The 26,847-nt window shown below is 40.3% G+C and carries 21 protein-coding genes, 1 tRNA gene and 2 pseudogenes; 5 read left to right on the forward strand and 19 right to left on the reverse strand.

Annotated features, from left to right (window positions below):
• Window positions 1–2: 2 nt before the first annotated feature.
• Complete coding sequence (locus E0H87_RS01085; protein WP_131321602.1) at window positions 3–542, reverse strand: KdsC family phosphatase; 540 nt, start codon at window positions 540–542, stop codon at window positions 3–5.
• Between the two features lie 3 nt (window positions 543–545).
• Window positions 546–1,523 carry a KpsF/GutQ family sugar-phosphate isomerase gene (locus E0H87_RS01090; RefSeq protein ID WP_131322482.1) on the reverse strand — a complete coding sequence of 326 codons (978 nt, stop codon included), beginning with the start codon at window positions 1,521–1,523 and terminating at the stop codon, window positions 546–548.
• Window positions 1,524–1,778: 255 nt separating this feature from the next.
• Between E0H87_RS01090 and cysS the strand changes: the two genes are divergently transcribed.
• Both cysS and E0H87_RS01100 read left to right on the forward strand, forming a co-directional pair.
• On the forward strand, window positions 1,779–3,200 hold the full coding sequence (cysS, locus tag E0H87_RS01095; protein WP_131321604.1) for a cysteine--tRNA ligase: 1,422 nt from the start codon (window positions 1,779–1,781) through the stop codon (window positions 3,198–3,200).
• A gap of 65 nt (window positions 3,201–3,265) precedes the next feature.
• A tRNA-Gly gene (locus tag E0H87_RS01100) sits at window positions 3,266–3,341 on the forward strand.
• Window positions 3,342–3,562: 221 nt separating this feature from the next.
• Here E0H87_RS01100 and E0H87_RS16320 read toward each other — a convergent pair.
• The 10 genes and pseudogenes from E0H87_RS16320 to E0H87_RS01145 all read right to left on the reverse strand — a co-directional run.
• Window positions 3,563–3,686, reverse strand: a pseudogene (locus E0H87_RS16320) (IS3 family transposase); the annotation flags it as partial.
• A gap of 116 nt (window positions 3,687–3,802) precedes the next feature.
• Window positions 3,803–5,992, reverse strand: coding sequence for a TonB-dependent receptor (locus tag E0H87_RS01105; protein WP_131321606.1), 2,190 nt, complete (start codon window positions 5,990–5,992; stop codon window positions 3,803–3,805).
• Window positions 5,993–6,201: 209 nt separating this feature from the next.
• Window positions 6,202–6,792, reverse strand: a complete 591-nt coding sequence (locus E0H87_RS01110; RefSeq protein WP_131321608.1) for a GNAT family N-acetyltransferase — start codon at window positions 6,790–6,792, stop codon at window positions 6,202–6,204.
• A 32-nt stretch (window positions 6,793–6,824) separates the two neighbouring features.
• Window positions 6,825–7,442 carry an RraA family protein gene (locus E0H87_RS01115; RefSeq protein WP_131321610.1) on the reverse strand — a complete coding sequence of 206 codons (618 nt, stop codon included), beginning with the start codon at window positions 7,440–7,442 and terminating at the stop codon, window positions 6,825–6,827.
• Window positions 7,427–8,248 (reverse strand): (2Fe-2S)-binding protein, encoded by an 822-nt coding sequence (locus tag E0H87_RS01120; RefSeq protein WP_171458323.1) that lies wholly within the window; start codon window positions 8,246–8,248, stop codon window positions 7,427–7,429. Before E0H87_RS01120 ends, E0H87_RS01115 begins: the two co-directional genes overlap by 16 nt.
• Window positions 8,249–8,263: 15 nt before the next feature.
• Window positions 8,264–10,192, reverse strand: a complete 1,929-nt coding sequence (locus E0H87_RS01125) for an IucA/IucC family protein (RefSeq protein WP_131321612.1) — start codon at window positions 10,190–10,192, stop codon at window positions 8,264–8,266.
• Between the two features lie 2 nt (window positions 10,193–10,194).
• Window positions 10,195–12,045 (reverse strand): IucA/IucC family protein, encoded by a 1,851-nt coding sequence (locus tag E0H87_RS01130; protein ID WP_131321614.1) that lies wholly within the window; start codon window positions 12,043–12,045, stop codon window positions 10,195–10,197.
• Window positions 12,046–12,068: 23 nt separating this feature from the next.
• Entirely contained in the window at window positions 12,069–13,505 is a 1,437-nt protein-coding gene (locus tag E0H87_RS01135) for a DHA2 family efflux MFS transporter permease subunit (protein ID WP_131321616.1), read from the reverse strand.
• Between the two features lie 14 nt (window positions 13,506–13,519).
• Window positions 13,520–14,926: a lysine N(6)-hydroxylase/L-ornithine N(5)-oxygenase family protein gene (locus tag E0H87_RS01140; protein WP_131321618.1), complete on the reverse strand. Its 1,407-nt coding sequence runs from the start codon at window positions 14,924–14,926 to the stop codon at window positions 13,520–13,522.
• Window positions 14,919–16,709 carry an IucA/IucC family protein gene (locus tag E0H87_RS01145; protein ID WP_131321620.1) on the reverse strand — a complete coding sequence of 597 codons (1,791 nt, stop codon included), beginning with the start codon at window positions 16,707–16,709 and terminating at the stop codon, window positions 14,919–14,921. Before E0H87_RS01145 ends, E0H87_RS01140 begins: the two co-directional genes overlap by 8 nt.
• Before the next feature lie 229 nt (window positions 16,710–16,938).
• Here E0H87_RS01145 and E0H87_RS16135 point away from each other — a divergent pair.
• Window positions 16,939–17,172 (forward strand): annotated as a pseudogene (locus tag E0H87_RS16135) (IS5/IS1182 family transposase); the annotation flags it as partial.
• A gap of 226 nt (window positions 17,173–17,398) precedes the next feature.
• Here the strand turns inward: E0H87_RS16135 and E0H87_RS01150 are convergent.
• Window positions 17,399–17,776: a MerR family transcriptional regulator gene (locus E0H87_RS01150; RefSeq protein WP_131321622.1), complete on the reverse strand. Its 378-nt coding sequence runs from the start codon at window positions 17,774–17,776 to the stop codon at window positions 17,399–17,401.
• Window positions 17,777–17,869: 93 nt separating this feature from the next.
• Between E0H87_RS01150 and E0H87_RS01155 the strand changes: the two genes are divergently transcribed.
• Complete coding sequence (locus E0H87_RS01155) at window positions 17,870–18,940, forward strand: SDR family oxidoreductase (protein ID WP_131321624.1); 1,071 nt, start codon at window positions 17,870–17,872, stop codon at window positions 18,938–18,940.
• A gap of 517 nt (window positions 18,941–19,457) precedes the next feature.
• On the opposite strand, the gene E0H87_RS01160 is transcribed toward E0H87_RS01155, so the two are convergent.
• Entirely contained in the window at window positions 19,458–21,293 is a 1,836-nt protein-coding gene (locus E0H87_RS01160; RefSeq protein WP_131321626.1) for a DUF1302 domain-containing protein, read from the reverse strand.
• Between the two features lie 204 nt (window positions 21,294–21,497).
• Window positions 21,498–22,085 carry an RBBP9/YdeN family alpha/beta hydrolase gene (locus tag E0H87_RS01165; protein WP_131321628.1) on the reverse strand — a complete coding sequence of 196 codons (588 nt, stop codon included), beginning with the start codon at window positions 22,083–22,085 and terminating at the stop codon, window positions 21,498–21,500.
• 291 nt (window positions 22,086–22,376) lie between these two features.
• Here E0H87_RS01165 and E0H87_RS01170 point away from each other — a divergent pair, with 291 nt between their 5' ends.
• The gene (locus E0H87_RS01170) at window positions 22,377–23,408 is read left to right on the forward strand and encodes an AraC family transcriptional regulator (protein WP_131321630.1); all 1,032 of its coding nucleotides are present in this window, start codon (window positions 22,377–22,379) and stop codon (window positions 23,406–23,408) included.
• A gap of 90 nt (window positions 23,409–23,498) precedes the next feature.
• Here the strand turns inward: E0H87_RS01170 and E0H87_RS01175 are convergent, their stop codons facing one another.
• The 4 genes from E0H87_RS01175 to E0H87_RS01190 are packed head-to-tail and all read right to left on the reverse strand — an operon-like array spanning window position 23,499 to window position 26,836.
• Window positions 23,499–24,527 carry a YeiH family protein gene (locus E0H87_RS01175; RefSeq protein WP_131321632.1) on the reverse strand — a complete coding sequence of 343 codons (1,029 nt, stop codon included), beginning with the start codon at window positions 24,525–24,527 and terminating at the stop codon, window positions 23,499–23,501.
• Entirely contained in the window at window positions 24,520–24,846 is a 327-nt protein-coding gene (locus E0H87_RS01180) for a Rieske (2Fe-2S) protein (protein ID WP_131321634.1), read from the reverse strand. The genes E0H87_RS01175 and E0H87_RS01180 overlap by 8 nt, the downstream gene beginning before the upstream one ends.
• Complete coding sequence (locus E0H87_RS01185; RefSeq protein WP_131321636.1) at window positions 24,843–25,496, reverse strand: DsbA family oxidoreductase; 654 nt, start codon at window positions 25,494–25,496, stop codon at window positions 24,843–24,845. Before E0H87_RS01185 ends, E0H87_RS01180 begins: the two co-directional genes overlap by 4 nt.
• Window positions 25,496–26,836 (reverse strand): MFS transporter, encoded by a 1,341-nt coding sequence (locus E0H87_RS01190; RefSeq protein WP_131321638.1) that lies wholly within the window; start codon window positions 26,834–26,836, stop codon window positions 25,496–25,498. The genes E0H87_RS01185 and E0H87_RS01190 overlap by 1 nt, the downstream gene beginning before the upstream one ends.
• Window positions 26,837–26,847 lie beyond the last annotated feature (11 nt).

The following is a 26,847-nucleotide window of genomic DNA, read 5'->3' on the forward strand; positions in this document are numbered from 1 at the left end:
CATTAATGCGGGATTGTAATAAATTTTTCAAGTAGCTCTTGGTAAGTCCCTTTTGCCATGAGCAGCATGTCGCAGACTTCACGAACTGCACCACGACCACCCATCGCTTGTGTGACCAAATCAGCGCGACGACGCACTTCAACATGACCATTCGGCACAGTGACTTTCATCCCCGCAATCGCAAAAGCTGAAAGGTCAGGCCAATCATCGCCCATATATAAACAATCATCTGGTGAAAGATTGAGTTGCGCACACGCTTCACGTAAAGCCACACCTTTATCTTCACGCCCTTGAAAAACCAAGTCTACACCTAAATCTGACATACGCTTTTCAACGATATTACTTTTACGACCTGTAATAATAATCACTTTCACGCCAGACTTTTGTACCAGTTTCATGCCTAAACCATCACGAATATCAAAGGATTTAATTTCATCCCCTGTATTGGTTAAAGTCACAAAACCATCACTTAAAATACCATCGACATCTAATACGAGCGCTTGAATATGACGTGCTTGTTCTAATAAAACATAAGATGCCATGGATTAATTTACCCCTGCTTGAATTAAGTCATGCATGCTAATTACACCAATGACTTTATTGGCATCATCCACAACTACAAATTGATTGATTTTTTTGTCGCGTAATTTTTCTAAAGCTTTTACAGCACGTGCTTCTTGAGAAATCGTTGCTGGGTTTTGAATCATCACTTCTGAAACTGGCAAGTTCACATCGAAACCTTGCTGTTTATCGATTAAACGGCGTAAATCACCATCAGTGAAAATCCCCAATAAACGATCTTCACTATCTACAACAGTGGTTAAACCCAAACGCTTATTTGAAATTTCATAGAGCACTTTATTCATTGGCGTTTCAGGTGCAACTTTTGGTAGTTCTGCACCCGTGTGCATTAAGTGTTTTACATGTAACAACAGACGTTTACCTAAAGCACCAGCTGGATGTGAACGCGCAAAATCATCCGCAGTGAAACCACGTGCTTCCAATAAAGCCACGGCCAAAGCATCACCCAAAGCCAAGGTTGCTGTGGTACTTGAAGTTGGCGCAAGACCTAATGGACAAGCTTCTTGAATATTGCCAAGAGTAAGTGCCACATCGGCATTTTGTGGCATTGGGCCAGTATCATCCGCACTGATGGTAATTAAAGGAACTTCCAAGTGCTTAATTAATGGCATCAACATCATAATTTCATCACTCTTACCAGAGTTTGAAATTGCAATCAGTACATCACCACGAACCAACATACCTAAATCGCCATGCCCAGCTTCGCCAGGATGCATGAAGAATGAAGGTGTGCCTGTAGAAGCAAATGTAGCCGCCATTTTACGGCCAATATGCCCTGATTTACCCATACCTGTTACCACTAAGCGCCCTTTGCACTGCAAGATAATTTCGCAGGCATAACTGAAACGCTCATCTATTTGCGTTGCTAATACACCTAAAGCTTGTTCTTCAATGCGCAAAGTTTCTAATGCGGCTTTCTGAAAATCGATTGGATTCGGCATGGCTTGTAAATTCAACGTTGGCAACCTTAAACTCGATAAGAGTTGATTTCAGGGCAATTCATCATTATTTAAATAATGATCAACCCCAGTCTCAAGTAAAAAATAATTTTCGCAATTTTATCATATCTATGCAAATGCAACGTTTCTAAATGTATAACTTTTCACTTGCTTATAAAAATAACGTATAAAACTTTGTGAATCATGGACCTTACGTTATCATGAGAAATCTTTTTGTTATCGCAATATGTAAGCCCTATGCAGCCTTTTGTTCTTTACAATTCAGAGCAACGTAAAAAAGTAGAATTTGTACCACGTAAAGAAGGTCATATCGATATGTATGTCTGCGGCATGACCGTGTATGACTACTGTCATATCGGACACGCACGTGTGATGGTTGCATTCGACTATATCATTCGTTTTTTGCGCAGTCAGGGCTGGAACGTCAAATACGTTCGTAACATTACCGATATTGACGACAAAATTATTAAACGCGCCAATGAAAATGGCGAAACGATTACTGCACTCACCGATCGCTTTATTCAAGCCATGAATGAAGATGCGGAAAATTTAGGCTGCTTACACCCTGATGAAGCACCGCGCGCGACAGAATATATTGACCAAATGCAAAGCATGATTGGCAATTTGGTCGACAAAGGTACTGCCTACCCTGCAAACAATGGCGATGTATATTTCCAAGTAGAAAAATTTGCCAAATATGGTCGCCTTTCAGGTCGTAAACTGGAAGATATGCAAGCAGGTGCATCGGACCGTGTTGATGTGGAAGTTGAGAAAAAACATCCGTTTGACTTTGTGCTTTGGAAACATGCTAAAGAAAATGAACCTGCATGGGCTTCACCATGGGGTAATGGCCGTCCGGGTTGGCATATTGAATGTTCTGCTATGTCGACGTGCTGCCTAGGCAACCATTTTGATATCCATGGTGGTGGTTCAGACTTAATGTTCCCTCACCATGAAAATGAAATTGCACAAAGCGAAGCATCTACAGGCGAACAATATGTCAATTATTGGATGCACGTGGGCTTTATTAACGTTGATGGCGAAAAAATGTCGAAGTCTTTAGGCAACTTCTTCACCATCCGTGATGTAATGGATAAATTCCATCCTGAAGTGATTCGTTACTTTATCGTGTCTTCACATTATCGTAGTCCAGTCAACTTCTCGGATGTTGCGTTAAAAGAAGCTAAAACTACATTAAGCCGTTTCTATCATTCATTCAAAGCCTACCAACAAGTTTATGGCACGAATGTTATAGAGCACTTAGATGGCAACCTAGTTGAACGTTTTAATGCTGCAATGCGTGATGATTTCAATACTGCCGAAGCAATTGCAGTGTTGTTTGAGATTAACAAAGAACTGAACCGTTCAGTGAAAGAAGACAATGCTGAACAAGCTGCTGTTTACTATTCTACTTTACGCCATTTGACCAATATTCTTGGCATCGTACAGCATGATGTTGAAGACTTTTTAAAATCTGATATTGGACAAGAAGTTCTGGGTTTATCTGAAGCGGACATTGAAGACCTTATTCAACAACGTCAAGATGCAAAGAAAGCTAAGGACTTTGCAAAAGCCGATGGCATTCGTCAGTCATTATTGGACCAAGGTGTGGTTTTAGAAGATACACGTCAAGGTACAGTTTGGAGACGTGCTGATTAATTCAGCAGTCACATGCGTAGAGAGTTGACAGTCAAATTAAACTCTCTATAATGCACATCCATATTGCGGGAATAGCTCAGTTGGTAGAGCACAACCTTGCCAAGGTTGGGGTCGCGAGTTCGAGTCTCGTTTCCCGCTCCAAAATTTGAAAGGCGCTTATCGAAAGGTAAGCGCTTTTTCTTTTTGATTTTTAATAAAATTATTATTCATCAGAATTCCCCCCATTCAAAAAAGCCATATTAGAAAACTCCCCCTTTTTAAATTTGCGACCATTTTGCGATCAAAACATGACTGCTCTTGTTCAGCCCTTGGAAATATCTTTTTGTACATAAACAACCAATAGACCGTACATACTGCTTGTCTCGAATAAATGCATACTTCATTCGGAATGACTTGCGAAGTACACTGCGGCTTTTTTAGAATGTCCCTTTCTTCAGTAACCCGTTGCAACTCTATTTTTAACTTTGCTAATTCTGCAATTGGATCATTCAATCTGTTGGCTGGATTGGTTGTAGATCTTAACGTTTGATCCAAGCATACAAATTATCTACGGATGTTTTAGAAAGTACCCATAAATCATTACGGGCACTTTTGCATTCAAATCAATATTTAAAAGTATAACTTAGCGCAAAGGTTCGTCCTTCCGCAGGAATTGCTAAAAGTGAATTGGCATTCGTCACCGCAGCTTGTTGAGCAAATACGGTTTTATATTGGTTATCCCATACGTTATAAACTCCGAAATCGACTCGACCTTTTGCCACTGGGAAATGTGCCAACACATCCATGGTGGTATAGCCTTTAATCTCTGCCGCACTGTTACTATCTGTGATTCCTGCTGCTTTTAACGCCAGATCATCTTTATAAGCTTTGTCTGTCCCTTTAATGGCTAATATCTGAGCACGTACACCATAACCTTCAGCATTGCTCCATTCTGCAAATAACGTACCTTTCATTGGTGAAACTGCAAAAGCATTTAACTCATGCCAATTATCCGCTGCATCTTTGTACTGACCACGTGTATAACCCAAAGTTCCCCCCATTTTATAGTTGTCCATAAATGGATAACTCACAGTGGCTTCTGCACCATAAATGCGTTGATCGGTATCGACTACATTGACAGATCGGTCAGAGTTAAATTGAACAACTTTATCTGAGGTATTGTAAAAGCCTGATAAACCTAAATTTAAGCCTGAATCTTGATTTAAACGCCAACCTAATTCATAGCTATTTACCGTAATTGGCTCAATACCAGAAGTTGTTAAGGTATATGCTGCGACATCACGTAATACGCGTTGCACATCTGGATAACTATAGCCTTGAGAGAAATTGGCATAAAGTTGTTGTGCATCTGTCAGTTTGTAAACAGTCCCTAAATTGAACAGAAATTTATCTGAATCTGTCGAATCTGCTGCCATTAAGGTATAAGGCTTACGTGCTGTTAAATAACTATCGGTATCCGCTTGGACATATTGATAACGCACACCAGCCTGAATGTTAAGGCGATCAGTTAAAGCATAATCTCCTTGTAAAAAAGTCCCGATATTCTGAATTTGAGTATCTGGTCCTGAACCTTGTGTTTCGCCTGTTGGGGTGTAAACCAAACCTGTGTTGCTAGGCAGATAAAAGTCTGCCCACTGATGATCTTTTTCCCAGTCATAGTCCAAACCATAAGTCAGTTTTAACTCACGATCTGCCACTTTCAAATCGGATTGTAAGGTCGAGCGAATCCCCGCATAGTCCACATTGGACTGACTTTGTTTAACACTTACGCCATCTTTCGAATAACCATAAGGGACAAATCTAGATTTTTCATTTCGATAGTAGGCTTCTACATTCAAAATCTGTCCTAAAAAATCCTGATTTTGATATTGTGTATTAAAAGCATAGCGTTCGGTGAATGGTTGCTTGTCTAGGCTCCAGCCCTTAATTGCTTTTAAAGAAGGTTCTGTTTTTGTCTGTAGATAAGAATAATCAGGACCATATTCAGTATCTTGTTCATCTTTATAATATTGCGCACCAAAACTTAAACTTTGGCTATCAGTCAGATTAAAATTCAATCGTCCATTGACATCAATGGTATCGGTATCCATCGTGCTGCCCTGCCACGGGCTTAATGAAATACGATCTCCTCGACCATCAAACTGTGAACCACGGCTGGTATAGTCTACACCTAGAAAGCCATCTACTTTGTCAGTGGCAAAAGAAGCGGTCTGTCCAACTTGATAAGCCAAACTATCACTACGGAAATTATCGGCAGCGGTTACACCCAACTTGGTCTGAAAACTGACAGGTTCAGATTTATCTGCTCGTTTAGTAATAATGTTAATAATACCGCCAGTTGCTCCAGAACCATAAATACTGGTCGCGCCCGAAACCACTTCAATATGATCAATCATATTCGGGCTAATACTATTAAGCTGACGCGCTACATCTCGAGATCCTGTTTGAGATACCCCATCAATCATCACCAGTACATTACGCCCACGCATGGTTTGACCATAGTTACTGCTTGTTCCGCTGCTTGGCGCGAGCGAAGGTACCAGTTGCGCTAAAACATCGGCAACTTTACGACCTGTTCCTGCCTGTTGTGCAATTTCATCTGCTGAAATGGTTTGAACAGTCCCCGCAATTTCCGCAATACTTTTTGGTGTTCGTGTTGCCGTCATCACCAGAGTGGGGAGCTTCGCTTCGGCATTTTGTGTTTCAGCCCCTATCGCAACGGAATCATTTGCATAAAGTTGAGTACAAATTGCTGTTGTAAGCAGGCAAAGGCTAAAGTGTGACAAGCGCATTTTTTATTTCCAAGTATTAAGTGTTAATATTAGTGCAAATAGTAATCATTATTATTACGATTGTAAAAACTTTTATTCCAATTTTTTATTTTTTGATGGATTTAATGGGCTGTTTCTAAATACAGTTGTGGGATTAAGTTTTGTTTAAAATAGAAGCTAAATAATGTCTCCCGAATGGAAGACATTTCTAAGGTACCTATTATTTTTTTCTATGAATGAGCTAATGCTCCGCACCTCTCATAAAATTTGTCTCTAAAACAATGATATAAAATGGCTGTTTTTTCTAACATATGAATTTTTTTCTGGGCTTCAAAAGCAATCTCATGGGCAACATATTCATAAGATTTCACACTCTCATCAGGCTCCCCTACAATTTTCTCTGCTGGAGAATGCTCAAAAATAAAATAACTCATCATGCGCATTACAGCTTTAAAATGTCCTTTTCCCACCACACTTTCTTCGCCCAATAAGATATGCCACCCTAAATCATGCTCTGATGCAGGATAATATAAGGACAACCGATCCCGTTTAGCCTCGTATATTTCTAAATAGCCCACATCCTGCCCTTCAATTTGAATAATATACAAACGTTGATGGTCATCAATCAGCATCTTCTCAAAATAAACAGCCAGCTCTAGTTCGGGTTTATTCAGTTGCCACTGCGGGATGACATGAGGTGTATGCATCCATTTATAAAGTAATGGAAAATCTTCAGGTAAAACCACTGCACGCAGTGCATAGGAAATCCCTTTTTCTGCATAAGAAAAATAATGAGGAAGACTTGAGGATAATGTTTGCATAGAAGTCCTTTCTTTTTGTCTTAGACCGATATTTAAATGCTGTGATAATACTGTTCAGTTGGATGCTGACTAAAAAACTGCTCTCTTTTTTGTTGTTCCAAAAGTTCCATATGTTGAAATTTTTCTGAATGGAGTGCAGCCACCTCAGGTTTTAAAATGAAAACGCCATCTGCATCAGCAACGATCAAATCGCCTGTTGAAATGATTGAATCAAAATATTGAATATCTTGGTCAAAGTCGACCAGACTTTTTCCTTCTGCTCGGGTGGTTAAACAACTCACCGCTTGAGCAAATACGGGAACTTTCATGGCACGTAAAGCACAAATATCAGTGACTGCACCAAGAACAATGATGGCAGCCAATTCATGGTAAATCGCTGCACGATGACGTTGTTCTCCCCAACAAGCACGGTAACCCAGTTTCCGCGCATCAATCACCAGTACGTCACCTGCTTTGCTTTCTAACAGTGCATTGCGTAGCAGCATGGCATTCATGGAATTTAAAGTGACCGTCCGCACCCTTCCTACAACATGTTGAACTGAATTAACTGCATGAATTTCAGGTAAATAACCCGTATCTAAAACATGCCCAATGGTCGAACTGGCAATATTGGCATACTGTGTAAATAAACGATTTAATTGATCTGACATGGACTTTGATCTCTTTCTTGATCCTTTTTAGCTAAAGGGCAACTGCTGCAATATTCACGTTTGGATTCAGGAAGTTGAAAATAAAAACAGCACTTTTTCCTTAGGTAAGTTCCACTGTTTGACTTTCGTTTTTGTTCTAACAAAAGAAATGGATTTTGTTTTAAGCCAAAATATTCGGCAGGTAAATTTGATAAGAATTGGCGTTGCTGCAAAATTTTTATCAAAGTCTGTTGAGATGCATTTTGTTTCTGCATCAGGTCATAGAACTGTAAAATTCTGAGCGCTGTGTTTTCCCAAAGCAAAAACTTCTGTACTTTTGCGACTTTACTGATGACCTCAAACACTTGACTTAAATCATCAAAAATCCTCAGCATGGTTGCTTTATAGGTTTGCTGTTGTGTCCACCACGTATCCTTTTTTAAAGAGGTGGGCTTAATATTTAAATGACGATCCCAATACCAAGTCGATGTTATTTGCACTGAAAGCGCAGACAATTCCCAAGGCAAACTCACCTGTTCCGTTAATAATGCGTATAAATAAGGGAATAACAGCGGAACTGCCCAATATTTCATAAACATTGAACCTGAACAGGTTAAGTTAACGGCCTGTATACGGGTTGAAAATTCAGTGAGCACCTTTAAACACTGCTCAGGATCTAATAGATCGGCGAAACTACATGCATCGTGCATATGCAAATTGATTTGAATATTGAGCCTTTCAGCCAAAATATGCTTGGCTTGAGAAAGACCCAATGATTCAAATTCAGGCTCTGAGACAACATTCACGACAGAGATATGGGAACGCACGCTATACTGACCTGTTCAATCATTCTTTTCAGCAGTCTGCAACTTCTTGACGAAATTACAGGTTTGACCCATACGGCTAGGCATACTTCCAGTTCGATTCTCTTGCTCAAGTAAAGGGCGAATAAGCTGTTTATATGGCCAGTGCTCTTTTTCAAATAAAATATGCTGTAAGGCTGAACGGGCTTCATCACTGAATGGCACGGCATTTAGAGCCTCCTGCAACGCTTGAGCCAAAATCTGCCATAACTCGAAGGTATTGAGCTGATAATATTCAGCAACTGACTCCAATATGCTGGCTAAATTCACTTGTATCCCTAAGGTCTGTAGGTACAAAATAAGATCTTCAATCGAATCATGATAAAGCGTGATTCTGAAATCATGTGGGCTTAAATACTGCGGATCTTCCAAACCCTGTTGTTGTAGCCAAGGTAAATAAATGCGTAATGAGTCATGATCACGCAACATCAACCCAGCAAACTGACCCTGTTTAATAACAATACAAATATTCTGACCATGAATTTCCCCCATTAACCCCAGACGGAAGAGCCTTAAATTCACGTCAAAAAAATCTCGACACAACATCTGGAACGTCACCATGATATTTTCTTTGGTCGACTGAAGTTTTTGCGCCTTTAAAATAAACTCAAATGGATATATTTCTCCCGCTAAACATTGTCCTAAACTGGCCATTGGAATAATTTGGTAAGGCTGTTGTAAGAGTTCAGCAGGAATACGGCGCCGTTGTACCGCTAAATGCATGGGCTGCTCATCAAATAAGGTCAAATTATCTGGAGTTAAATTTTCAGGCTGATGGGGTAAATATGCCCACCACTGATTTTCATCACATAACCATAAACGCGTGTTTAAAACCTCATCCAGTTTCTTCGCATCTTGCAACAGCTTTTGGTTTTTTTGCCCATTGATCATTTTCACAATCGGCAAAAAACGCAGTGAACCCAAAGACTTCACGGCCAAAGGCAGCTTTAGACTGTCCTGTGGTTTTGAGGCTGATAATAAGCTTCTTAAGGACGAACTCGCATACATTTCGGTAGATTGAAATTCCAATGGAATCATCACGCCATCTAGCAGTTCTTGAGCAAATTTCTCCGAAAAAATATGCTTAAATTGCCAAATATGCATCGGTAAAACCAGAAACTCATCACCGATTTCTTTTTGATTTAATTCCTGCTCCAAGGCAGCATATTGCTCATGATCTAAAAAAATTTTAGCGGGTTGCTGGGTTTCAATCTGCGTTACCGCCTGCCCATAGACCAGTTTTTCTGTTTTAACCGCGACCCAACGCAAAGGAATAGGCTGGGAAAACTCTGGGCTAAATTGCAGATACTCCTCTGCCGAAAAACCATCTTTTAATTTGGCCAGCGGATGATATGGACGATCCCTGAGTCCTGCATATTGTTCAAGTTGAATAAACAATTCGGCAGGACAATCTAAACCCCATGTTTCGGTACGAATCTGATGCTGTGCAGTGAGCTGACTTTGCATCATGGTCAGTTGCAGATCATCTCTAAATGTCTCTAACTTTGCAGTATCACAGTGAGAAAAGTAGCCAAAACGCTGCATCACATCAAAAAAATCTAATGCGCTTAATGCTCGTAATTGATAATTCTGATCTGCTTGAATCCATACTTGATAAGCAGGCATATGCGGTTGAATGACCCAATCCTGTTGAATTGCCTGCTGTAACGGGAGAACCATAAATTCCGAAAAATCAGAGTGAAATAAAAGTGCGAAAGAGTTTTGATCTAGATACATCTCGAACAAAGCATTGAAATTCTGCTCAAAACGATCTTTTAACAGTGCCAATGCTTGTGGCTTAGTAAAAATGACATGCTCTGGAATATAACCTTCCACCAAAAAACTATTCACCAAATCCACCAAAATCATTTGGGTCGTTACGGTCGGTGAAAACAACATCGTATTCATCTTTAACCCTCTTGAGCAGTTGGTTTGCGGAACTGATAAAGTGGATTGTTCATCAGACGAAGTTGTACCTCGCCATCTCCAAACAGACGTCTTTTGGTTAAAGATTCAATGCAGAACTGCGCAGCAAACACATCAAATTTTTCATATCTATTTTGATGTTCAGGATTTTGTTGTTGGAAATGATGAATAATGTTGGCCGCAATTTGCCAAAATTGTTGTTCAGGAAAATTAATTTTCTGCTGTAATGTCATCGCAATATCGCTTAAAGCCACGAAAAATAGGCAGGCACAACTAAAATCTCGTACGGCATTTAAATCATCAGTCAAAATGAATGACATGCGATTGGCTTTTGCATGTTCTGCGGGTAAGGCATGTAATTGAGGATATTCATGAGGATGAGTTAAATGTTCTGGACTAAAGCGAACACCATCGTGAAAATCTTTCAAAATAATCCGCGTAGGCCAGCCATTTTTATGCACTAAAATAATATTTTGACCATGCGATTCCGAGCCAATACCTTCTGCATGTAATAGAAATAAAATTGGTTGTATCACCACAGAAAGGAATTGTGTAAGCCACGCTTCCGTACCATATTTTTCTAGCCACGGTTGAATAAGCAACTGCCCATCACGTTGAACATGACTAACACCATTAAGCGGAATCGCATCTTCTTCTGGCTTTAAGTAAGCGTGAACACTTTCACGCCATAAACTCCCAATCGTGCCATAGGCTTGTTTGGCATGTGACGCAGGTAATTTGGTAAAATTGACCGCAGTCGCATGAACTTCTCTTAAAATTGCAAAATCTAAGGACTTTGCCAGTTCACTATTTTCGATTAAACGCTGTAGCCAGTCCGTAATTAACGGACCATTCATTGCGGCATGTGCAGCTAAAATTCGTGAACTGGAAGTATTGGTTAAACTCATTGCAAGTTTAATATAGGGCTTTTCTGGATGCTGTAAATTGGTCAAAGTTCTTAAGGACTGTTGCGCTATGTACGCATCACTTCCGTGACCTAAATAGACAATTTTTTGTTTCGCAATTTCTTCAAAGAAGGTATGAACCAGCGTATTTTCCCACTGCCAAGGATGTACGGGTAGCCATGTATATTCGCTGGTATTTAAATCCTGAGCACTCAAAGTTTGAGCAAACAGCGCTTGATCTTGCTCAGTTAGTTGTTGCTGTAAAAACTGTTCCGCATGAATAGACTTTGAAGCATTTTCTGAGAGCAAGGAATGATGGATGGCTAACCATACCAAGTGGATCGGTTGTGCGTATTCCACCCCATATTTCAGGTTGTCCTGTAAGCTAAAACCGACACGTGACTTGTAACAAGGGTGATAAGGATGCCCATCCATTAAATATGTTTCTAGAACATCATAATTGTGCTGTGTCGCAGGAAGTTGAAATTGGTTTTGACAGTGTTGTGATTGCACATCATGAATAAATGTCCGTTTTAATTCATAAATGAAATCTTCCAATTTAGCTGCATTTGGAATCGCACGGATAATTTCCTCAATCACTTGATTCAGTTGTGCCGCTGACTGTTGTCCTGCATGGTCTTGACGAATCACCTCTTGTTCATCCAAACGGACTAAACCAAAGCTCAGATAGTGCTTGCCTGCTGCACGGTACTGAATTTCTTTTTGATTTTGATCTAACGCTTGGATGATAAATACATCTTTTTCAAATTTTGCATCAATCACTTCTTCAAAAATTAAAGCCTGAAGCAATTGTTTGATGACACGTTGTTCCACTTTGTTGATTGCAGTTTGATCGGGTTGTTGCCAAGCTAAAGTCGCGACATAAGAGGCATTGTTTTTGTGCGTTAATGTGGGATGTAAATGACCCATAACCGATTCCTTCATATTAAATTTTAAATGTGTATATGTTGCTGTTTTTGATTTGGAAACTTCCATGCAAAAGGCAGGGCCAAGAGCGTTATGCAGGCGCAGAAGAAAAATAGCTCTTGAATGACTTGCCTTTGTACGATGACCAGTTCATGACTTCCTAAGAAATTTTGCGTCTGTATTTGCAAATAAAGTGCGGCAATCACAACTGCAATTGCAGCGCAAAGCCTACGCAATAAGTTATTTACAGCCGCACCATGTGTCACAAGTTCTGGATTGGGTAAGTGATTCAGTCCTGCTGTGGTCGCGGGCATATAAGACAAGCCGAACCCCAAACCGTGCATCACCATGCAGAGCATTAATAAGACGATAGAGTGATTAGCTGCCAACCCTAAGCCGACAAAGGATATTGCGGTCAGCACGATACCCACACTTAACAGCCGTTTTGCCCCATGCTGATCTAGATAGCGACCAGCACGTTTACTACACAAGCTGGTGGTTAAGGCACTACTCATGAGTAATAGCCCTGACCAAAGTGGACTTAACTGCAAACTATTTTGAATGAGTAAAGGAATCAAAAATAAGCTCAAAAATAAGCCGATGGTATGCACAACCGATAACATCAAACTGTAATTAAACTCACGACTCTGAAATAAAGACCAAGTAATAATGGCATCTGGCTTTTTTCGGCTAGCCCAAAAAAAGCCAAACCCTGCAAAACCACTCAGTCCCAATAACCACCAGAACGTAGGCTGATAGACATCCTGCAATTGTTGAATAAGACTTAAAGCCAACACGAAGCAAATAATGAAAATTGACAATAATCCAAAACCAAGCCAGTCAAATTTTAAATTTTGGATAGCAGGTTGCCGAGGCAAATAAAACCACCCCACAATTAAAGCAATAATTGCCAATGGTACATTCAACAAAAATAAGACATGCCAACTGGATACAGCGAGCATCAATGCACCTAACATTGGACCACAGGCTAAGGTCAGCATAATCATTGCTCCCCATAGCCCCGTTGCGGCACCCCTCTGTTCTTTCGGCGTAACTGAAAAAATAATTCCCAATGACAACGGAATCATCAGTCCACTGGCAAACCCTTGTAAGGCTCGGACCGTTAACACGGTCTCAAATTGCGAAGCGAAAGCCCCGAACATCGAGCTCAACATAAAAAGACTTAATGCAGCTAAATACACACGACGCTTGCCCCAACGTTGGCTGATAAAACCTGTCAGCAGCAAGCTTAGACTCATGGTCAAAAGGAAAATTACCATGACCCAACTGACCGTTGCTTCAGCAATTTGGAAATCTTGCATCAGTTGAGGAATAGCAGGATTAAAACTGCTGTTATTAATACTTACTGTACCTGTACCCAGCATCACTGAAAGCATGACGCAACGTTGCGACGCCAAAGCATCAGAAGTCGCGAGAGAATCTAACTTTGACATTTCAGCCATGCCTATTCCCAGCCCTACTTCATCAAATATTCAGGATAGTGATCCGCAGCTTTTCTTGAAATCTGCGATGACATCACATCAGTACGAGCATGAGTTTTGGATATCGCACTCTTCGCAAATGGACGATCAGATTCTGGGTAGTGAAAATCCTGAAAACTTTGTCGCCCTTCGATGTTGAAATAGGACTCGCCCAAAATCTGATTGGCAATTTTTGCAGAACGAAAAGCCCCTAATCCGAGGTCAGGTGTACCCACACCATGATGTCGCAAATCAGTATTCTGAATATAAATTTTGCCCTCACCTTGATAGTTCAGTTGATGATGTTCATTGATCTCCCAATGATTTTGTCCATCTAGGGGAATATCACGACTTAACTTAGTTAAAAAGTCTAACGAAGGATATTGATAACCCGTTGCTGCAATCACCATGCTGGCCTGAAGGTTTAAAACTTGCTGTTTCTGGGTTTGGAAAAATTTCAGTTGAATATTTTTTTCATTGATTATTTCTGCATTTTCGAGCTGATGATGTCCTGCAATCGTGACATGTATCTCTGTATCTCCAATGCTACGCTGATATAAGCGCTCATAAATATCACGAATGGTTTTAGCACTAATGCCTTTATATAAATTTGCCTGTGTCACAGGTAAAGTATCTTTGAGTTTTTTAGGCAAGTGATAAAAATAAGACATATAGTCTGGGCTAAAACTTTCCAAACCGAGTGGCGTATTTTCCATCGGGAAAAACCCAGCCGAACGCGTCAGCCAATATAAATGAAATTGTGATTGACCCGTTTCAGGATGTATTTGCTGATCAAATAAATCTATGAATATCTCAGCGGCAGACTGACCTGAACCAATCAGGACTACATTTCCTGATAAATGATCCTTGCACTGATCGATATAATTTGATGAATGTATACACTGCTGTGTCTGCTCAGCCACCTGCTGTAGCGGTTGCGGTAACTTAGGTATAGTGCCTGTACCTAAGACCAACTTTTGGGTTTGTTGAACCGACAGACGACCTTTATACTCAGTAATTACCTGAAAACCACCTGAAATAGGTGCAATGTCTGTTACGCGGCTTCCAAATTGTAAATTACGTAATTGTTTGACCACCCACTGGCAATAGTGATTGTATTCTTGCCGCGGAATGTACATGTTTTCCCGAAAATAAAACTTATATAAACGCTGATGTGCTTTTAAATAATTCAGAAAACTATAGGGGCTGGTTGGTTCGACCAAACTGACCAAGTCCGCCATAAAGGGAACTTGCATCATCGCATTCGGCAACTGTATGCCTGCATGCCAATCAAACTCATGCCGCTTATCCACAAATTGATATTTGAGTGAAGCATGTTGATTGAGCAATGCAGCCAAACTTAAATTAAATGGTCCTAAACCAATACCGATAAAATCAAGCATGTTCAGCCTCCACTACAGTTTGCGCAACATACAGTGGGTTTTTTAAATTGACATAAATCGACTGTTGAGAAATATCGGCTTGTAGTTCGTCCAATTCATACAAACGCGTCATTAAATTGCCCTTATAAGGGAATGTCGTTTGATGTAAAACGGTCTTTAACAATTGACTTTCAGGATATTTTTGATATGCTTGAATCAAATAAGATTGTAATTTTTCAATCAGTTGCTGTTCTTGAACCACACCTGTTATGCCAATTGCATTAATCAAACCAAATAAAGTATTTCCAATAAAGTAATATCGGAAACGTTCATCCACTAAAGCCTGCGGGCAAACTGCCTGACCATCTGTCGCCAAGGTCGGAAAACGTGCCAAAATTTCGTTGGCTAATTCTTGAATATAATAAAAACCTTGATTGTCTCTAAACCAAACATTTTTTGGCATTCCATCTTCAAGTTCAATCAGTGTATTTTGCTGATGAGCTTCAAATGCCATACCAAACTCATGGTACAACTCCATAAGAGGTAAAATTGTAATTTCTAAAAAGCGCTCGAACCACTGCAAAGCCACATCTGTCTGACTCAGTCCAGTCTGCTTTGAAACTTCAGCAAAAATTTGACTAAAACGATTTTTAGCTTCAAAAGGATGATCTTGGCACAATGACGCAATACAAGTGACATCATCACTTTGCTTAAACGGATTTTCCCGTAGAATACAGATGGTTTCATCCAGAACTTGACCATTCACTTTGAGTGCAATCCAAGCGGGATCACTGATGGTCTGTAATCGTGGATTACGTTGTCTAAAATCTGACAGACAGGCATCATTCCATAATTGGTAGCTCAATAAACCACGATGGCACTCTTTATAGAGATTCACACGAATCGAATTGGTCACCGCAACAGTCATTGAAGCCTTAAACATCCAAGGTGCTTGCTCACTATATAAAGTTCGCACTGATGTCGTCGCCTTAACATCCCAACCCAAAGCACCAAAATCAATCAATGCTCCCTCATGTAACAACTGCTGATACCAGTCTTTGTCTTTTAAATATCTTGCCTGCCACGGATGTAACGGCAGCAAAGCATAATCAGGATACTGCGCCATTTTTTCATGATGATAAGTATTAAAGTATGGCGCTAAATCTTGTTTTAATTGACTTGGAATCGATAAATTATGCGCATTATCATGAATGACATAATCTGGATGCACATATAAAAAATGCATTTTGAAAGCGGTCTGAGTTTCTGGTGAATAACGCTTCCAATCATCTTGTACAAAACCCTGACGACTCTTTGGTGAAGGATGCATACTATGCCCAAGAACAAGTGCCTGCTCACTTTGAACAAAGTTTTGCTTCGGCGCAATGACTTCATCCATTTGATCTTTTCGATGAGTTAAAAACTGTTGTAATGCTCGACGGCTTTGAATCCAGCACTCCAATAAAGATGAGATATCTAACGCCTTTTCATTTTCTTTTAGGGTTAGATTTTCTAATAAATTGGCAGCCAAATTTACAGCACTAATGCTTAAAATTTCACCATCTTGCTCAACCCATGGTAACTCAGCCAACCGATGCCGCCCTACTTTACTCATATACTCCAATGGTGCATAAACATATCCAGCAATGCTATCCAAAGGAATACATACCAAAACCTTGCCCCGACTCTGCTCACGTAAATGTTGTGATTGCTCGGCCACAGGAATCAAATGTCCATTTCCTGTTTCTTGTAGATATGAATTAATTAAATGTTGTAAAGCGATCTTATCCGTAATTGATTTCATCGTTATCACTTCTATCTATTAAGTAAAAATAGTGTGATGCGTAAGATATACCGATCAAACCAAAATGTAAATGATAATTACTATTAATTACATTACCATTATTGTGTATGCGCACTCTGTCTCATCTTGAGTCAACAAATGTGTTTCTCATGGCAAATTTGCTAATGAAAGTCGATGATGTTGTGCAATGCACCAAACCCTTTTTCATAAAGATTCCAGCGTAAGTGCTATTGAACGCAATCAATTATTTAATACTGCAAAGCATTTAGGTTGGGTATCTGGAAAAAATGGTCGGGCTATCACTACCGAAACTTAGTCAAAAAAAGATGTATTACATTAAATTATTGGGCGGCAGGCTCAACGTAAGACGTTTTCAAAGCCAGAGGAATGAAGTACATACACGTGTGGCAATCCAAATAAATTTACAGAATTAGGCCAACCACATACCCAAGTTTTACCTTGAATCTGTGTCACTTGGGGTAACTTTAATGTTTAAATCTTTGCGGAACAAAGCCCTTTTCCGTTAGATAAAATAGCTTTATCGATTAAGATTCGACACCGTTAGTCAAAATCTGTAACTTATTATTTTTTAAGTTCTTTGTTGGATTAAGGCTGAATGAATACATTTAAAGCTAGTAATACATAAAGCCCATATTAAAGGACTATTTCAAATCAAGCATTTTGAAGGACTACTCAATTCCATTGACTTCACATCCTTTTCTCAAAGGACAAGGTTCACCCCCCAGCAAATTTTCAAGCATGTTTTGCATATGTTGCAATTGCCCTATTTTCTCTTGAATCACTGCTAATTTTTCTCGCAAAATTAGCTGAAATTGCACAGCGGGAATCTCATGCTCACCCGCAATATCAATCATTTGTTTTATTTCAGTCAGTGTGAAGCCTAGATTTTTAGCCATCTGGATCAGTTTTAATTGTTGTAAAGTCTGTTCAGGGTAATCCTTATAGCCATTGTTGCGCACCAAAGGCTGAATCAATGCCATCTTTTCATAATAACGAATAGTATCGCGACTTAGATTAATCTGCTGTGATAACTCTCCGATTAGCATATCTCGGTTCCTTTTATATTTTTAAAAACTCTTGACCATAGAGTGTACTCCATAGTTTAGCGTAAGCAATAACAATTCATCGAGTCTAATTTTATGCTTACAACCTCTCAAACTGCGCTTGTGGTCGGTGCAACTGGATTCATTGGCAAGTTCCTTGTTGCCCAACTACTTCGAGATAATGCAACAGTGTTTGCTTTATGCCGCAATATTGATGAACAGGAACCTCAATTGCGTCGTTGGCTAACACAGCAAAACATCGACCATCAACAGCTGAGTTTTTTTCAGGGTGATATTACTCTACCCAATTTAGGGTTATCGCCTGAAAATTGGAAAACATTGAAAGAGGTGAATTACCTATACAATACAAGCGCATTATTCAAATGGCATTTGTCTATGCAGCAGGCTAAAGCCGTCAATGTCGATGGATTAACCAATCTGCTTCATAGCGTAAACAAGCATTGTCATTTGCAACGTGCCATACACTTGTCAGGCTTTATGTTGACGCTTGATCAGCATTTACAAGCAGCTGGCATATTCCGAGAACATATCGAAAAAACTGACTGGCCAAAAATTTATGACGCATTAGGCGCTTATGAAGCTTCAAAAATTGAAGGGCATTTTAACTGGATTAAACAAGCAAACTTATTCAATATACCATGGACAGTCATCCACCCAGCAACTGTAATTGGAGATGAAATAACAGGTGAAATTCCACCTAATCAACCCATTACTGCTCTCATTCAGCAACTTCAACAGAAGAAAATGACTGCCCTTCCAGGGACAGCACAGCATTCTCTACCTTTAGTATCAATCACAATGTTGGTGAATGCTATGGTACATGCAAGCGAAGACGCTCAAGCCCTGAAACAAGAAATTCTAGTTGCAAATCCTCAGCAAATATCTCTTCAAACTTTAGTACAGATCATTGCCCGGTCCTTACAAATTAATCCTCCACGCCATTTTATTTCTATTTCTTTTCTAAAATGGATTTTAAAGTGGCAATGGTTGGCAAAAAAACTAGATATGTCCCCAGAAATGCTAAATTTTATCAGAACTGAGCAGCTTGATCTGGGCGTATTCAATCGGCTAAATCAACAATGGAAAATTCCCCCAACCGAGCTGAAAGAGACCATGCAAAAGACTGTGCAATGGGTGACTCACTGACATTGTTCTTATCGCTTGACTGTAAGCACTTCCAAGTCTTTACAGCGATACAACCTTGATAAAAATCTAATCTACTGTGCATTCTTACAAGAGAATGCACAGCAATAAAATCTAAACATCAATTGAAACTATGATGACGCTTTACTCTGCTAATTCAGGGTGATAGCAGTAAGAAATGATTTTTCGCTCAGTACGCTATAAATGGCGACTGCTTACGAGATAAAAATGACCTCATTCTTTAAATTTATTTAAATTGTCAGGTGTATATGAATTTCAATCATTTAACTTTAAAAATGCCTTGAACTCATCTTGTGGCTCCCCATAATTTAATAGGCTCTACATAAACCCTGTGACCACACGTAAAATGCTATAAAAATTTGACTATCTAACAACATTAAAATAGCTTTGCTGGAATAGGTTTACTTTCTACTTTGCTGATGTTTTTATTGGGTACACCCCCGAATTGCTCAATAAATCTTTAGGAATTGGGTTGATGTAACAAAACCACCACCTGTACTTAAAAATTAACTTTAAATGCTATTGATGCAAAATCTCGATCATCAACAGTACTAAAGTCATTCGAACCAAAAAAGTTTACATAAGCAAGTTCGACATTATATTTTTGCTGATACGTTGCTGAAACAGCCACAGCCAAACTCATTTGTCCTTCTTGAAAATTTTGGCTAAAACCAGTCACATCATGACGAAAAATTAAACTTGGAATAATAACGGTAGCTGGGAAAATATCTTTGTATTGAAGTGCCCCACGTATCCTATACCCAGAAGACCACTCCGTAAAAAAACCTTCAGTATTACAAAACTTTGCGTTTAAAGAATCAATTTCTGCATTGGAAAGGTGTGCAGTACCATAAGGTGTGCATTTATGCTCCCCCGTTACAGGGTCATAAGCGCCAGATGACAACTTACTACGACCAAAAGCCCCTACGCGCCCAAAACGATGATTACCAATATCCGCGATATGGTTCAGCGCAAGTTCCGCGGCCCAATTAAATGAATTCGCGCCTAAAATATTTGCAGAACTATCGGCAATACCGACTGAAAATTGTGTTACAGGTGCACGTACATAACCTTGCAAATATTGTCCAAATTCAGCAGAAGTTCCTACATCTGTCAGTGGCGTATTTTTATCTAGGACTTGGGCATAAACAATATCTGTACCATTGAGTTGTAAAGGTTGATTAGGCTTGTGGGTGAGCTCACTAAAGACTGAGGTTGTCCCGAATTTCCCCGCAAAACTTAGCCCATACATTTTGATATTTTCAGGATAAATTGAGAAAAACTGAGCTGTGTCAAAATGAGCAGGCCCAGATGCTGTTACAGCCGTACCATCAAAGTTTGCATTTCGGCTGTGAAAGTTTGCAAAATAGAAGCCCAATTCCGCATTATTTAGACTGGTTAAAGTTTGCTTGAGTGAAAAACCATATTGCCCTTGATCTTTTGCATATTGACTGTCCGAACGAGGTATTACAGTTCGAGCCTCTAAAGCTGTTTCAGATAATTTATCCCCGGGCATCACTGTTATAATAATCGGGCCACAATGTTCTGGAACAAAATCTGAAATTGCAAAGAAAGTTCCACAGCCATCCACCACAGTAGGTCTAAATTTAAACTGATAAAATCCATCGAGTTTTAGATTCTTGTTCAAATCAGCTTGAAAAGAAAACATTTCGACTGGAATCATTCTTTCTTTGGGATCTCCCCCCGGTCGCGTCATGGCGGCATAATCAAATGCACTTACAGAATTTAAACCATTAAAAAAGAACTGTGATTTCCCCCAATTTAACGTATGTTTGCCTAAATTTAGCTTTAATTTTTGACCATCATCTGCCTCAAAAGTCGTCCAAATATAAGCATCCCAAAGGTCAATTCCTTTAAATTTTGCCAATCTTGGCCATTCTGAATCATCAAAAGCTTTTAAATCACCATGACCCGTTTCATACGCATGGTCATACCAGTATTTTGTACTGAGCACTGCACCAGATTGCTGACCTTGTAGCTTAAACTCTGTATACCCTTTGACTATTTCTGAGATAACATCATTTCTACTGAAATTTACTCGCCCATCATCACCATTCACATCAATACTAGAACCCGTTTTTCCAATAAGATTTGCATCGGGCTTATAAACTAACGCCGCTGATGCATTCTGTGTACTCCAATTTGCACCTAGGCTCAGCGTTGTATTTGTTTCAAATTTCCAATCCTCATTTAGATCAAAACTTGCTGCTGAAACTTCCGAGATGACCAAAGCAAGGCTTAAACAAAGAACCGTTTTTTTCATCAATGAAATATGATGCTTTTGTCCGTTTAAAGACACAAATTGACTGACCATATCATCTCCATATCGATATGATTTAATTTAGTTATTTCTACGCTTACCCTTCATTGGATGCGTAGAAGGATTTTTGTTTTAGAATTTTTATTGAAGTGACTTAAGCAAAATTTGGCTTAAAACACTGCGAAATGCGTCAGCGAAATATACCTACTGCGAAGTCTTCGTATGATTCGAACATCAAGAGGCTGGCTTCATTCGCTATTAAGATGCGACGTGCCCATGAATTAAATCTAGTCGTTTAATTAAGTCTTCCGCCTGCGCCCAGAAGCCAAAACCCGAGGCGGGATTGAGATGCCCAACTGCCCCTGCAACGATGAGTTCACTTCCCCATGCTGTTGCCATAGTTTTCACCGCGGCTAAACTTGCTAAATGATCATTGCTACTCGCAACAACAATACTTGGGAAAGGTAATTTCTGATGTGGTAAAGGTGTCCAACCTTCTTGTTTTAATGTCTCTGGGCTCGGATAGTTTTCTGGCCATTGCGCTGCCAAGTCTGGTGGCGTCACGAGTAATGCACCTTGAATCAAATGCGAATACTGAGCTGCCCAATGCAATGTCATCAACACGCCTGCACTATGCGCAACTACAATTACAGGTCCGCTCATTTTTTCAAATTCAGCCTGAATTCGTTGTACTCGATTTGCACAGTTCAATTTGTCACTTTCTGCTGGTGGCACCGAGCGAACCTTAACTAAACGTGTTTCAAGAAGGGTTTGCCAATGTTCAGCAACATGGTCACGTAACCCTGGAATAATTAGAACTGTCGCTTGTGTGAATATTTTTTCCATCGTTATACACCCCGAGCTCCTTGCTCTTTCAGGACAATGATTAATTTTTATTGCTTACTCACAATAAATTTTCACTGAACTGCCCGATATACATTTAACGACAACAGCTTTTCATTTGACGACAATATACTGTTAACGATTTTATAAATTGAACTCATGTGGTCTAAGCTAGGATGCAAGACCAGCGATATCCGATTGAGATCTCAGCCCTATTGAATACTTTGCTAAATCTTATATTTTCGTTATAACTAGAAACTAGCCAGGACGGCTAAATACAAAAGGAAAAAGATTGTGGTTCCTCTCGCGCATACTGCCATGCTCAAAAATTATTTAACTGTAAGTCAACAGTTAGACCTCAATCCTTACCCTTTATTGTCTAATGTCGGACTTTATCCGACTCAACTCTATGATCCCAAATTGCGTATTTCTGTGGACAAAGCGATCCAACTTTTAGAGCAATCTGCCTCTGAAAGTGGATGTGAAACGTTTGGGTTGCATATGGCGGAACAGCGTCAAATTGCTGATTTTGGTGAGTTAAGTTTGTTACTTAACTATCAATTGACTTTACGAGATGCCTTAAAAACAATTGTGCAATACCGAAATCTCATTAACAACGCGCTGGAAATGTTTATTGAAGAAGTCGGCAATACTGTCATTATTCGTGTCGAGGTTATCTCCCCCACGCAAGGTTATAGCCGTCAAGCCATTGAACTCGCTTTGGGCATTATCCATCGCTTTTGTGCTGCTTTATTGTCACAAAAATGGCGTCCTCTGAGTATCCATTTTACGCATGCTGCACCTCAGAGTTTGGCAATCCATCAACATATATTTGGCTGTTTATTAGAATTTGGCAGCGAATTTAATGGCATCGTTTGCACATCAGCCGAACTCGATAAAACCAATCCGCAAGCCAACATCGCCATGGCAGATCATGCACGGCGTTATCTTGATATTGATATCTTGCAACACGAAAACGAGTCTTCAACCGTTTTTGAAATCCGTAAAAGTATCTACCTACTTTTACCTATGGGACGCGCGACCATTGAACAAGTAGCGCAAACACATGATGTCAATGTACGTACACTACAACGCAAATTGGAAGCTGCTCAAACCAGCTTTAGTATTTTAATCAATGATGTACGTCGTACACTGGTGATTCGTTATTTGAATAATTTAAATTATTCCCTTGCTCAGGTTTCTGATATTTTAGGTTATTCAGTACCCAGCTCTTTTACACGTTGGTTCATTAGTCAATTTGGCATTTCCCCAACCGCATGGCGCAAGAACAATAAAGCAATCAATAATTCAATACTGAATTCTTAAAACCCGTTCATAATTTGATCCTAGAATGGCACAAAAGTTTTGCAGTACGTTGCTTCGACGTATGCTGCAAAACTTAAATGCATATTCGGACTAAAACAACCAATGCATCAGCGTTAATACCAATACTACAAGGAAGATACTTTCACCGACCATCAATAGAATGGGTTTGATACCAACCGTGGCTAATTCTTTGAACTGGGTTTTCATACCTAAAGCGCAAATAGAGATCACCAAACACCAGCGAGATAATTCATTCATACCACCTTGAACCATGGCAGGAATAACCCCCGTACTATTTATACAGGCAAGCATTAAAAAACCGACTGCAAACCATGGTAATAATGGGGGGCGTTTTCCTGTAGATTCAACACCCTGCATACGGGTAATCATTGCGGCACACACAATAACAGGGAGAAGCATTGCAACCCGCATCAGTTTGACTACCGTTGCTGTATTACCCGTTTCGGTTGACATGCTATAACCTGCACCAACCACTTGAGCAACATCATGAATGGTTGCCCCTAAAAATACGCCCGCTTGCTGTGGAGACAATTCTAACCACTGTGCAATCATGGGATAAACAATCATGGCAATGGTAGACAGTGCCGAAACGCCTATTACTGTGAATAACGTGGCTTTTTCTTTTTGCGGATGGTTTGGTAAAGCAACTGATAACGCTAATGCCGCAGAAGCACCACAGATCGCTGTTGCACCGCCCGTTAACATACCAAATAGTTTCTGAAAGCCGATTAACTTCGCCACGATTATCGAGACTGAAATCGTGATGATAATTAACGTGATGACAAGTACAATTGGCTGCCAGCCCAACGCAGTCATTTGCGCTAAAGTAATCCGCATCCCAAGCAGTGCAATACCAATACGCATGACTGTTCTTGCAGTAAATTCGATACCCGCTTTGCACTTACCATCGGTTGCCAAGAAATTTAAGCCCATGCCTAACAACAAGGCAAATAGCATCACAGGCGCACCATAGTGTTCCGATAAAAAACTGGCAGCGGTTGCCGCAACTAAACTAATTGCAAAACCGGGTGCAAGTTCCACAACACGCTGACGCAAGCCAATTTGTGAACTGAAGTTGATTTGACTCGAACTATTCATAGGTTTCTCCAGCATTGATGTGGATAAATATCTGCTCTCCAATTTGTTCTATCGGATAAGATATGACTCGAAGTTTCGTGGAATTGAGTAAATACCCAGTGGCTAAATCAAAACGCAAGCCATGTGCGCAGCACTGAATGACTTTTCCTTCTAGCCGACCACCGCATAAGGAAGCACCTTGGTGAGGACAACTGTCTTCAATGGCATAAAATTGATGGGCAACATTAAAGAGTGCGAGGGATTTATCTCCAATTTTAAGAAAGCTTCTCTCACCTTCAGCAGGGACTTTTTCCTGTGGGACTTGAAAATGAATGGTCATGCCACTTGCCCTCGATCCATAAGTACTTCAAGCATTGCCTGATAAAATGTTTCTGCTGTTTGAGCACCTGCCATCGCGTAGCTCGCGTTGAAGATAAAGTACGGTACACCTTTACCGCCTGTATCCTTAGAAAGGAACGGAATAGATGACTCATGTAATGCAGCTTTAATTGTCTTATCAGCATAGCCACAATAGCTTGCTATTTTGTCTAAAACAGCGGAGTCACCTATATTTTCTGCATTCCGAAAGTAGGCTGAGAATAGACCTTCCAATAATCTTTCGCTCTGCTCAGCACTTCCAAATTTTGCAACATTAATGAAAAATGAGTGCACCTTTTCAGTATTAGGCATTCGCTGTATTCGATCTAAATTAAAATCAAGCGATACTGCTTTAGCTGCCTGATGAACTTGAGTCTGTCGCATTTTAATTGCGGCGATACTCCCTAATCTTTTTAAATAAAAAGCCTCAAAAGGTACGCCATTTGTTGGAATATGTGGCAAAAGCTGCACACCCTTCCACTGAAGTTTCACAACGACGTCGGGATGGCTGTATCGTAATTTTTCTATTGCAACCTGTAACTGACGTTTCCCGATCATGCACCACGGGCAAATAAAATCAAAAAAAACTTCAATATTGATTTCACGAGTCATCACTTATCATCCGTATCTAATGCTGGGTTGTGTTGAATATTCATCGGTATTGCCTGCGCATTAAAACGGGCAACATCGCGGACATAGTGTTTTTTTGCGTAGAAAAATACCGCCGCAGCTGCAATGCTCATCAGCGGCATCAGTTGAAACGCACTATGTAGTCCAATCAGATCTGAAACTTTGCCGACCACTAAAGGCCCCAAAGCTAGACCTAGGAAATTGTTGGCTAAGGTTAATGTCGCAAAGGCGGTACTATGGACAGAGTTATGTGTAAGGTTTGCGACCATGGCACTCGATGGGCCATTGGTACCTAGTGCAATAAACATCCCAAGGCAGATCATCAATAGCTGTGAATTGCCCGCAGGCATTGCAAATGCAATGGATAACAACACACAGCCAATCAAGCAAAATGCGATGGCTAAAGTTACTTTGCGTACGGGACGATCTCGGCCTAAGCGGTCACACAACATGCCGCAAAGAATGGTGCCAACCGCGCTGCTCAATACAATAAGGGCTGCAATTAACCCCGCTTTATCGGTGCTCATACCGTAGTAACGGTTGAGATAACTCGGGAACCAAACGATCACCGTGCCACCGACAAACAACTGCAAACCACTGCCAATATAAGTTGCAATAACTGAGCGGCTAGAATAAATAGAACGTAATGGATGGGTCGATTTATCGTATTTTTGTTCTGCGCGAAGTTGACGGCAAGTCTTGCCAATTTTTGTTTCTTTCACAATGACTGGATATAAAAAGGCAAGAATCAGCCCAAATACAGCCATGCCTGCAAATGCCCAGCGCCAACCGAATTGCTCGGCCATCACACCACCCAGCGCCATGCCTAGAAATGAACCGAACACGCCACCCGCCATAAAAGCACTGGCTAAAGTGGCACGCATATCGCGTGGGAAAACCGCAACCACGACAGCAATACCGACACTGCCATACGCTGCTTCACCCACGCCGACCATAAAACGTGCCATGAACATGTGTTCATAGCTTTCCGCAACAGCACAACCTAAAGTGGCCAAACTCCAAAGCACAGCCATAAGCGTTAAGCTTTTCACTTTGCCAAATCGATCTGCCAAGATAGATAAAGGCAACGTCAATAAGCCCACCATTAAAGCCACAATGCCACTGAGTAAACCCAATTGGCTATCGCTCAGCGCCCACTCACTTTTGATTAAAGGAAAAACCGCATTGAGCACTTGACGTGACATATAGTCAGAGATGAGCAAGCCAAAAGTTAAAGCAAAAACCAACCACGCATACTTACGTGGTACGTCAATCGATGTATCTAAACCATCTGTAGAACTGGCATATTGATGCGCGCCCATACGACCTCCGT

Source organism: Acinetobacter sp. ANC 4178, assembly GCF_004331175.1.
GTDB lineage: Bacteria > Pseudomonadota > Gammaproteobacteria > Pseudomonadales > Moraxellaceae > Acinetobacter.